General features: G+C 65.2%; 10 protein-coding genes. 5 read left to right on the top strand and 5 right to left on the bottom strand.

Translation table 11 applies throughout. The features are described from left to right. On the top strand, positions 1 to 945 hold a 945-nt coding region (locus JSE7799_RS15775), incomplete at its 5' end, for an IS1380 family transposase (protein WP_055664469.1). 176 nt (positions 946 to 1121) lie between these two features. On the opposite strand, the gene JSE7799_RS15770 is transcribed toward JSE7799_RS15775, so the two are convergent. The 3 genes from JSE7799_RS15770 to JSE7799_RS15760 form a co-directional block, all read right to left on the bottom strand. Then, a complete protein-coding gene (locus JSE7799_RS15770) occupies positions 1122 to 2663 on the bottom strand; it encodes a tripartite tricarboxylate transporter permease (protein ID WP_055664462.1) in 1542 nt (513 codons plus the stop codon). A gap of 10 nt (positions 2664 to 2673) precedes the next feature. Continuing rightward, the gene (locus JSE7799_RS15765; protein WP_055664461.1) at positions 2674 to 3105 is read right to left on the bottom strand and encodes a tripartite tricarboxylate transporter TctB family protein; all 432 of its coding nucleotides are present in this window, start codon (positions 3103 to 3105) and stop codon (positions 2674 to 2676) included. A 65-nt stretch (positions 3106 to 3170) separates the two neighbouring features. Continuing rightward, on the bottom strand, positions 3171 to 4163 hold the full coding sequence (locus JSE7799_RS15760) for a Bug family tripartite tricarboxylate transporter substrate binding protein (RefSeq protein WP_055664468.1): 993 nt from the start codon (positions 4161 to 4163) through the stop codon (positions 3171 to 3173). Between the two features lie 157 nt (positions 4164 to 4320). Between JSE7799_RS15760 and JSE7799_RS15755 the strand changes: the two genes are divergently transcribed. From JSE7799_RS15755 to JSE7799_RS15745, 3 genes are read left to right on the top strand one after another with little or no spacing between them, the layout of a single operon-like run. After that, complete coding sequence (locus JSE7799_RS15755) at positions 4321 to 4995, top strand: response regulator (protein WP_055664460.1); 675 nt, start codon at positions 4321 to 4323, stop codon at positions 4993 to 4995. Beyond that, positions 4988 to 6358 (top strand): sensor histidine kinase, encoded by a 1371-nt coding sequence (locus JSE7799_RS15750; RefSeq protein WP_055664459.1) that lies wholly within the window; start codon positions 4988 to 4990, stop codon positions 6356 to 6358. The genes JSE7799_RS15755 and JSE7799_RS15750 overlap by 8 nt, the downstream gene beginning before the upstream one ends. After that, positions 6355 to 7413, top strand: coding sequence for an ABC transporter substrate-binding protein (locus JSE7799_RS15745; protein WP_083480636.1), 1059 nt, complete (start codon positions 6355 to 6357; stop codon positions 7411 to 7413). Before JSE7799_RS15750 ends, JSE7799_RS15745 begins: the two co-directional genes overlap by 4 nt. A 124-nt stretch (positions 7414 to 7537) precedes the next feature. On the opposite strand, the gene JSE7799_RS15740 is transcribed toward JSE7799_RS15745, so the two are convergent. Further along, positions 7538 to 8320: a ZIP family metal transporter gene (locus JSE7799_RS15740; protein ID WP_055664458.1), complete on the bottom strand. Its 783-nt coding sequence runs from the start codon at positions 8318 to 8320 to the stop codon at positions 7538 to 7540. Positions 8321 to 8568: 248 nt separating this feature from the next. On the opposite strand from JSE7799_RS15740, the gene JSE7799_RS15735 reads away from it, so the two are divergent. Continuing rightward, positions 8569 to 9210 (top strand): L,D-transpeptidase, encoded by a 642-nt coding sequence (locus JSE7799_RS15735; protein ID WP_055664457.1) that lies wholly within the window; start codon positions 8569 to 8571, stop codon positions 9208 to 9210. A gap of 117 nt (positions 9211 to 9327) precedes the next feature. Here the strand turns inward: JSE7799_RS15735 and JSE7799_RS15730 are convergent, their stop codons facing one another. Then, positions 9328 to 9639: a hypothetical protein gene (locus tag JSE7799_RS15730; protein WP_055664456.1), complete on the bottom strand. Its 312-nt coding sequence runs from the start codon at positions 9637 to 9639 to the stop codon at positions 9328 to 9330. Positions 9640 to 9804: the final 165 nt, after the last annotated feature.

The raw sequence follows: 9804 nt of genomic DNA, 5'->3' as shown, positions 1-9804 counted from the left end.
CGCGAGATGATCCGGTTCTACTGCCACTCGTTTGCGCGCCCCCCAAGCCGGATCGTGCTCGATATCGATGATACCTTTGACGCGGTGCATGGCCACCAGCAGCTGCGCCTGTTCAATGCGTTCTACGACGAGTTCGGCTTCCAGCCGATCGTCGTCTTCGACGGCGAAGGCCGGCTCGTGGGGACACTGCTGCGCCCGGCCCGCCGCCCCAAGGGGGCCGAGAGCGCGGCCCACATCCGCCGGTTGATCCGGCAGATTGCCAGGCATTGGCCCGAGACAGAAATCCTGCTGCGAGCCGACAGCCACTACTGCACCCCGCAGGTTCTGGACCTGTGTGACGGGCTCGGGCTGCGCTATGTCTTTGGTTTGTCAAAGAACGGCCGTCTGGCGCGGAACATCTCGGCTCTGGAAGCGTCGACAGCGGCGCGCTACGCCCGAACGCCGGGCCAGAAGCTGCGCCGGTTCAAAACCTTCTCCTACGCAGCCCGCTCGTGGTCGAAACCCCGCCGCATCATCGCCCGCGTCGAGGTTGGCCCCATGGGTCGGGACACCCGCTACATCGTCACCAACCTCGAGGGCGGTCGCGGCAAGCATCTTTACGAGAAGCTCTATTCCGCCCGGGGCCAGGCCGAGAACCACATCAAGGCGTGGAAGGCCCACCTCGCAGCAGACCGGACGTCGTGCTCGGAAGCCAACGCCAACCAGATGCGCCTGATGCTGCACGGCTGCGCCTACTGGGTCTGGTGGAAGCTCCGCGCGGCTTGCCCGAAGCGCTCACCGTGGCGCCGCGCCCAGTTCGACACGCTGCGGCTGCATCTCGTCAAACTGGCCGCCACCATCGTCGAAAAGAAGACCCGGATCATCGTGACCCTGCCGGCATCGTGTCCCCGAAAGGGACTTCTCCTCCTTCTCTTCGACGCCCTCGCCCCACCGAAAACAGCCTGACGCATGCGCCCCGACAAACCCCGAAACATCAATCCACACCACCCAAGACCCAAGTCACCGGCCGGCATGCCAACCGGACGCAAACACCGGGTGCGCGCAAGAAAACCGAGACCGGGGAAACCATCCCACGGAGCACAAGTCCGCAGCTTCATGAATTATGCGGGCTAGTTCCGGGTTCAGTCCCTGACACCACCTTTGGCATCTCGCGCCATCCGCATGCGGCGGCGAACGAGGCCCCCGACGAGGATCGGCAGAACGAAGCCGACGGCGGCCACCGTCCAGAGCAGGATTGTCAGTGGTGAAGAGATCAGCACCGAATAATCTCCGTCGGCGATGTTGACAGCGCGGCGGAAATTGACCTCCATCTCGTTGCCCAGCAGCGTGCCCAGTATCACAGGGACGAGCGGGACGTCGAGCTTGCGCAGGCCCCAGCCGAGGATGCCGAAGCCGACCATGACCATGAGATCGAAGCTTGAACCTGAGATCCCGTAGATTCCCACGAATGAGATCATGGCGACGATCGGCATGAGGATCCGGGGCGGCACCAGCAGCACACGCGTGAACAGGCCGACCATCGGAATGTTCATTGCCAGAAGCATGAAGTTCCCGATGAAGAGCGCCGCGATGAGGCCCCAGACGACGTCGGGGTTCTGGGTGAACAGAAGCGGTCCCGGCGTGATGTTGAGGGCCAGAAGCACGGCCAGAAGCACTGCGGTTGTGCCGGACCCCGGCACCCCGAGTGCCAGCATCGGCACCAATGCACCGCCGGCCGCGGCATTGTTGCCCGCTTCCGGCGCCGCGACCCCGCGCGGATCACCCTTTCCGAAGGTCCCGTCGCGGTCGACCAGGCGTTTTTCCATCGAGTAGGAGATGAAGGAGCCCAAAGACGCGCCCGCGCCGGGCAGGACGCCGGCGATGAAGCCCAGAACCGTCGTGCGGCCCATGGTCGGGATGCATGACCGGATAAGGCTCCAGGACGGGACGATCCGCCCGATCTCCATCTTCGGCTTGGTGGAGATGTCGCGATCCGTGCCGCGATGTTCCAGAAAGATGAAAACCTCGGACAGCGCGAAGAGGCCGACGATGGCCACGAGGAAGTCGATCCCGTCATAGAGGTGCACCTCGCCGAAGGTGAAGCGCGGCACGCCGGTCTGCGTATCTACACCAATCATCGCAAGGCCGAGGCCGAGTGCCGCGGCAAAGGCGGACTTTGCCTGATTGGTCGACGAAATTCCCCCGAGCGTGGCGAAGGCGAGCGCGAAGAGGGCGAAATATTCCGCCGGCCCGAAAAGAAGCGCCACCTTCACCAGTTGCGGCGCCAGCAAGACGAGGCCGCAGGTCGCGAAGAAGGCACCGACGAAGGAGGCGATGCCGGAAAGCGCCAGCGCCTCGCCCGCGCGGCCCTGCTGGGCCATCGGATAGCCGTCGAGGCAGGTCATCATCGCCGGCTCGTCGCCGGGGATGTTCAGCAGAATCGAGCTGATCCGTCCGCCATACATCGCGCCGTAATAGACGGAGGTCAGCAGGATCAGTGACGGCGTCGCCCCGAGCCCCAACGTGAAGGCGAGCGGGATCAGGATGGCCACGCCGTTCGACGGCCCCAGCCCCGGCAGGGCACCCATGATCGTCCCTAGAAAACAGCCCATCAGCGCAAGCGCGAGGTTCTGCCAAGTGAATGCCACGGCGAAGCCGTCGGCGAGGTTCGACATCAATTCCACGGAACGCTCCTCAGAAACCGAAGGGGCCGCGAGCGAGGCTCAGGCCGAGAAGAAGGCGGAAGACGACATAGATGCCAACGGAGGTGCCTATCCCGATCGCAAGGCTCTCGAGTGGACGCGAACCCAGGCGCCAGGTCAGGTAGCTTGCCGTGATGGCAGTCGCGATGACGAATCCCAATTCGGGCAGCGCCTGCGAATAGGCCAGCATCACCAGCGCGGCGAAGATTATTTCGACGAGACGTCCGCCCCGCGGCCAATCGGGTTCGGGATCCGGCTTCAGCAGAAAGTAGATCGACGCCAGCCCCATGACGGCGGCAATGATATAGGGGAACATCTTTGGGCCAACGGCATCGGTCAAGAAGCTTTCCTGAATGATTGATGCCTGCCAGGCGAAGATGACGGCAAGGACCAGCCCGATCCCGCCAAAGATCCGGTCGCTCATGCGGACTCCTCCCAAAAGTGCGCGAAAAGAGGGGGCGCTCCCGGCCGGGCCGGGAGCGCGAGAGATTACTGAAGGATGCCGATCTCGCGGGAGAGATCTTCGATGTTCTGGACCGATTCCGAGACGAATTCTTCGAACTCCGCACCCTGCAGATCCAGCGATGCGAGGCCGTTAGCTTCCATGATGGCCTGCCATTCGGGGCTGTCGTAGAGCGTGTCGATACGCCCGACCCAGTAATCGTAGGCCGCGTCGCTCATGTTGCCGGGGCCGTAGAAGCCGCGCCAGTTCGCGCCGACGGCATCGATGCCTTGCTCGCGCGCGGTCTCGAACCCTGCGAACTCGCCCTCCAGCCGCTCGGGCGCCAGAAGTGCAATCACCCGGATGTCACCGGATTCTACGAAGCCCTTCGCCTCCGACAGGTCGCCGGTAAAGGCCTGCAGCGATCCGGCCAGAAGCTGGGTCACCGCCTCGCCGCCGCCGGCGAAGGCGATGTACTTCACCTGACGCACGTCATCGATCCCGGCCTTCTGCGCCGCATTCAGCACCTTCAGGTGGTCCCAGCCTCCGACGGCCGATCCGCCGCCGATGGAAATCGAGGTCGGGTCCTCCTTGATGGCGTCCATGAGCTGGGGAAGGGTCTGGATATCGCTGTCATCGGCGACGGCGATCACGCCGTAATCCGCACCGACCGCGCCGATCCAGCGCACCTGGTCCATCGTGTTCCCCGGAAACGCGTTCTGGGCAAGCCGCGTGGCGGTCGCCGAGGACGCAGCCACGATCAGATCGTTGTCGTCGTTGCGCTTGTTGACCACCTGGGCGAAGGCCACGCCGCCGCCGCCGCCGGACAGGTTCACGACCTGCATGGTGGACGGGATCAGCCCGAGGTCCTGCAACGACTTGCCGACCTGGCGGCAGGTGAAGTCCCAACCGCCGCCCGGGTTGGCGGGTGCGATGCATTCGGGGCTTTCGGGGGTGAAGTCTTGGGCGGATGCGGCCAGCGGCGCGCAGGTCAGAAGCACCGCGGCCACCAAGCCGCGCCGGATTGTCTTGATATTCATGTATTCCTCCACAGGACTGAAACCGGCAGCCCTCCTTGCCGCCGGCCATGCGCCGGTTTTAGGCGGCGAACCTGTCGTCAACCTGTCATGCTCAGGGAATGGGCACTTTCCGCGGCTCGGCGCCCGGAATAACGTCCACCTTCAAAGGAGCGAATGCATGCGCGTCCTGATCGTCGAAGATACGACCGATGTCGCCGAGGCCGTCGGGGCGAGTCTCGACCGCGCGGGGTTCGCCTGCGATCTGGCTCCCAACCTGAGCGAAGCCGACGCCGCCCTGGCCGTGCAGGATTACGACGCGATCATCCTCGACATCGATCTGCCGGACGGGGACGGGCGCGAATTTCTCAGGACCCTGCGTCGAAGCGGCGACGGCACGCCGATCCTCATGCTGACGGCGGAGTTCGAGGTCATGGCACGCGTTGAGGCGCTGGATGACGGGGCCGATGACTACCTCGTCAAACCGTTCGACCTGCGCGAACTTGAGGCCCGGCTTCGCGTACTGCTGCGCCGTGAGAAGGGGCATGCCGACAACTCGATGACGCTCGGCGATCTCGCCTTCGATCCGACGGGCCGATCCGTCCGTATCGGGGGCATCCCCGTGCGGATGACGCGCCGCGAGATGACGCTGCTGAATATCATGCTGTCTCAACAGGGCCGCATCCTGTCCAAGGAGCGGCTTTTCGACGGGCTGTTCTCGTTCGACCGCTCCGAGGTCGGAACGAATACCGTCGAGCTCTACATCGCGCGGCTGCGCAAGAAGCTTGCGGGATCGCGCGTGAGGATCGAGACGCATCGGGGGCTCGGCTACCGGCTCGAAACCACCGATGGCTGAGACCGGCGACGTGCGGGCGACTCTGTCGCTGAGGAACCGCGTTGCGCTTGCGATTACGGCGGTTCTCCTTCTGGGGGGCGTTCTGGTCCTGATCGCAGCCTTGGCCTACGGCCGCCAAGCCGCGCGCGAAGCCTATGACCGCCTGCTTCTGGGAGCCGCGGCCGATATTGCCGAGACGATCACCGTCCGCGATGGACGGGCGCTGGTGGACATGCCCGTCTCGGCCTTCGAGCTTCTGTCGCTCGCCCCCGACGATCGCATCCGCTACCGCGTGGTGGGACCGGACGGGACGACCCTGACCGGCGATCCGACCGCTCCGCTGCCCGAGATCAGGGGCGGCGACGAGAGCGTATTTCTCGACGGAAGCTTCGGCACCGAGCCGGCCCGCTACGTCGTCTTCACCCGCCGTTTCGCCGAGCGAAGCTATTCCGGTCCTGTTCGCGTCGTGGTGGGGCATACGCTCCTGGCGCGCCGCGAATTCGCCCGCGACATCGCCCGGAACGCGCTTCTGGTCCTCGGAGTCGCCGGTGGTGTAATGGCCCTGTTCGGCTGGCTTGTCGTCAGTCGCGCGCTTCGGCCCCTGCCGCGCATCGGGGCGGCGCTGGCCGCGCGGCAGCCGACAGACCTCACGCCCCTGTCGCTGTCGGCACCCGCAGAGGTGGCGACCATGCTCACTTCCCTCAACGATTTCATGGCCCGGCTCGACCGGCAGAGCGTTGCGACCGGCAAGTTGATCGGCGATGCGGCGCATCAGCTTCGGACGCATGTCGCCGCGATCCGGGCGCAGGCGCAACTTGCCGCGAGCGAGACTGACCCCGCGCGACGCGACCGCATCGTCAGCCGGATCGAGGCGCGTGCGGTCGGTCTGGGCGGATTGCTGGACCAGCTTCTCAGCCGCGCCATGATCATCCACCGCGCCGACACCGCCCCGGTGGCGCCACTCGATCTGCGCGATGTTGCCGTGGAGGCCGTCGAAGCCTGCGACGACCTCTTCCTCGCCGCCGGAACCGAGATTGCGCTCGAACTGCCAGATGTTCCCGTCATGGTCAGGGGCGACACGCTCTCGCTTATCGAGGCGGTCAAGAACCTGCTGACGAACGCGCTTCGGCACGGTCGGCCGCCGATCCGGCTGGGCGTCGAGAACGGCTCGACGGTGCGCATCTGGGTCAGCGACCTCGGCGGGGGCCCCGACCCGGGCGTCGTGCTCAGCGCCCGCTACGCGAAGGCCGGCCCGGGCGCCGGTTCCGGCATCGGCCTCGCCATCGCCCGCGAGGTCGCCGAAGGTCATGGTGGCGAAATCGCGATGCGCAGCGACGGAAACCGTTTCATCGTCTCGCTCGACCTGCCGGGGATCGCAGTGTGAAAATCCTGTTTCTTCTCTTTACTTGGCTGCCGATCCCTGCGGAATGTGCCGAACTGAGGGCCGCATTCGGTCCCGACGGAGCGGAGCGCACCGCAACCCTGCGCGGCACGACCGATCTCGACGTGTTCGGTCCGGTCATCGAGGCGTTCCTCCAGACCCGCCCCGCGACGCGCATCGTCTATGAGCAATGGGGTTCGAACGACCTGTACGCCCTGACGCGCGAGGACTGCGCCAAAGATCGCTCGGGCGCCGATCTCGTGATCAGTTCCGCCGCCCATCATATGGTCGAGCTGGTGAACCGGGGCTGCGCCTCCAGCCATTCCTCGGCCGCGACCGCCGGTCTTTCGCCCCGGCTTGAATGGCGCGATCAGCTTTGGGGCATCACGCGGGAACCCGCCGTAATGGTCTACAACCGCGACCTTGTCGCGCCGCAGGACGTTCCGCGGTCACGTTTCGACCTGCTCGACCTGTTGCGTCCCGCTGGAAATCCTTTCGTCGGCCGCGTCGCAACCTACGATATCGAGGATTCAGGGCTGGGTTTCCTGCTGGCCTTCAGCGACTCGCTCGAGGCGACGACCTTCGGCGGCCTGATGGAGGCATTCGGACGCAGCGGCGCCGTCGCCACCTGTTGTTCGGCCGAGATCATCGACGCGGTGGCGTCCGGTGAATACCTCGTCGCCTATAACGTTCTCGGCTCCTACGCCTTGCAGCGGGCGCGCGAGGATGTCCGTCTCGGCGTCGTTGCGCCGGAAGATTACACGCTGATCCTGACCCGCGCCGCAATGATTCCCGCCGCAGCGACGGGAAAGGACGTGGCAGAGGATTTCATCGACTATCTGCTCTCCGATGCGGGGCGCGTGGATTTGGTGAACGCGGATCTGATCGTGCCGATCGAGGGGGAGGACGGCGCCCAGATCGAAGTCTCGGGCGCCGTCGCGACCCTGGAGCGCCTCGTCGGCCTGACGCCGGCCCTTCTGGTGGCGATGGATGCCGACAAGCGTGAGATCTTCACGCGAAGATGGCGGAACGCCTTTCCGCAGCCGGCGCGTGAGTGAGACTATCCAATGAGTCGTTACCGGTATCGAGCAGAAGGTCGGCCTGCTGGTCCAGCCACGGCCGCCCTCCGTTAAAGCCCCTCGGTCGTGCGATCTCAGGCGCCACCGCAGGCTGCGCCTCCTGTCACCCGAGCCACACGTCAAGGAACAGCATCAGGACAAGGCCGACCGACAGGCCGAGCGTCGCCTTGTTCTGATGCCCGCTGCGGTGGGTTTCGGGAATGATCTCGTGGCTGATTACGTAGAGCATTGCGCCCGCCGCGAAGGCGAGGCCCCAAGGCAGGAGCGGTTCGGACAGGGTGATGATGCCGGCCCCGAGCACGCCGCCGATGGGCTCCACAAGGCCGGTCAGGCCGGCGATACCCCAGGCGCGCAGCTTGGAATAACCCTCTCCCAGAAGTGCGACGGCCACGGCCAAGCCTTCGGGCGCATTCTGCAATCCGATCCCGATGGCCAGAGGCATGCCGCCCTCCAGGCCGCCCGATCCGAACCCGACGCCGACGGCGAGCCCTTCGGGAAAATTGTGGATCGTGATGGCGATGATGAACAGCCAGACACGCCGAAGCGAGGCCGCTTCGGGCCCTTCGCGTCCCATGCTGAAATGCTCATGCGGCAGCCTTTCGTTCATGAGCGCCACGGCTCCCATGCCGAGCAGGATCGCCACGCATACGATGGCGGCCGGTGCAGCCCCGTTGTCGTATTGCGGCTCTGCTGCGTCGAGGGCGGGAATGATCAGCGAGAAGAACGACGCCGCCAGCATCACGCCCGCCGCAAAACCCAGCGACAGGTCGCGCGTCCCGCGCGAGGGAACGCGGCCGAAGAGTACCGGAAGCGCGCCTGCCGCGGTCATGGACCCGGCGATCAGGCTGCCCAGAAAACCAAGAGCGACAGGGGAAAGATCGGTCACGCTACACTCCACGAAATCATTCCGGGAGAGGTAGACCCTTCTTGCGAACGATTTGCAACTAGTCAGATCCGCGGGCCTGGCTGCCGCCGACGCATCGCGGGCTTGTCTCATGCTACCAACGGTTTTGCCCGTTGCGCCGGATGCGCATGAGACCCGGTTCACATGATCTTGTGCCACCGCCACGGCGCCGAACTTTCCATCGCGACCTTTGTTTGGGATAAGGACGCATCACAAAAGGAAGTCGAGCCGTGCTGACCAGACGCCATTTCATCCTGACAACCGCCGCCCTGTTCTCGTCCCCGGTGGCCGGACCGGCCCTCGCGAGTGCCCGGCCGTCGGAGGCGCAGCAGGCGGCTTGGGATGCGCAGGTGACGCCGCGGAACTACGATCCCGCAACGACGAACCCTTGGGGGATTCACCCGCGCCTTCTGCCGCAGCGGGTCGAGGCACGGGCCGACCTCGTGCCCGGGGACATCCATGTCGATGCGGTGGCGCGGTATCTCTACCACATCGAAGAGGGCGGAACGGCCATGCGCTACGGCGTCGCCCTCGGACGCGACGGTCTGTACCAAGCGGGCACCTACAAGATCCGGCGCAAGGTGAAGTGGCCGCGCTGGACGCCCACGCAGAACATGATCCGCCGACAGCCCGAAGCCTATGCGCAATTTGCCGGTGGCGTGGAACCGGGTCCCAGCAATGCGCTCGGCTCGCGGGCGTTATACCTCTATGTCGGCAACCGGGACACGTACCTGCGAATCCACGGCACGCCGCAGCCACGCTCGATCGGGAGCCGTGCGAGTTCAGGATGCGTGCGCATGATCATGCCCCACATCAACGACCTCTATGAGCAGGTCGATACCGGCGTCACCGCTCACCTCTATCCCGCCTGAGGAGACGCCGCCTCGGGTGCACGGGGCGGATCGTTTTGCGATCGGACACTCGCGGCCGCGCCCGGCGCCCGCGAGTGGAGCATCACTTTACCGGCAACTCGCGAAGGGCCCCGCCGGTCACGCGGCAACCGGCGCGGCACCCGCGCGCCGATTGCAGATCGGTTTGCCGTCAGTCGTGCGCAGCGGCAGCATCGTGGTCTCCACCGGCCCGACATATTGGTACCAATAGCAGCCATCTTCCCGCATCAGGCGCACGGTCTCCAGATCCTGATCCGGCGCCGCAAGCTCGACGACGCGTTCGGGCAGATCTTCGATGAAGCCCGAGGGCCCGACACCTACTTGCTCGACTGGAACGGCGCAGGCACCGAGCGTGAGGAGAAGTGCCGAAAGCACGAGCGTCCTCCCCGACACTACCGTCGTTCCAGCCATTACAGCGGAGCGCCTTGATGGACGCGGTGATCCTGTCTCCGTCAAGGCGAGGGGGGACTTGTTTCTTGGCATCAGTCAATCCTTTGAGTGGCGACATCGTTCGCAAACGATGAGACCAAATGCACCCGTTCAGATCCGAAATACAGCCGCGCGGTTTGTTCAGTG

Source organism: Jannaschia seosinensis (assembly GCF_001408515.1).
GTDB classification, from domain to species: Bacteria; Pseudomonadota; Alphaproteobacteria; order Rhodobacterales; family Rhodobacteraceae; genus Jannaschia; species Jannaschia seosinensis.
The sequence above is the reverse complement of the archived record's forward strand: the minus strand, read 5'-3'. Positions and strand labels throughout refer to the sequence as shown.

Coding starts and splice junctions, on each gene's coding strand:
- JSE7799_RS15750 (WP_055664459.1), top strand. CDS start 4,988: ATGGCTGAGACCGGCGACGTGCGGGCGACTCTGTCGCTGAGGAACCGC.
- JSE7799_RS15765 (WP_055664461.1), bottom strand. CDS start 3,105: ATGAGCGACCGGATCTTTGGCGGGATCGGGCTGGTCCTTGCCGTCATC.
- JSE7799_RS15760 (WP_055664468.1), bottom strand. CDS start 4,163: ATGAATATCAAGACAATCCGGCGCGGCTTGGTGGCCGCGGTGCTTCTG.
- JSE7799_RS15755 (WP_055664460.1), top strand. CDS start 4,321: ATGCGCGTCCTGATCGTCGAAGATACGACCGATGTCGCCGAGGCCGTC.
- JSE7799_RS15730 (WP_055664456.1), bottom strand. CDS start 9,639: ATGGCTGGAACGACGGTAGTGTCGGGGAGGACGCTCGTGCTTTCGGCA.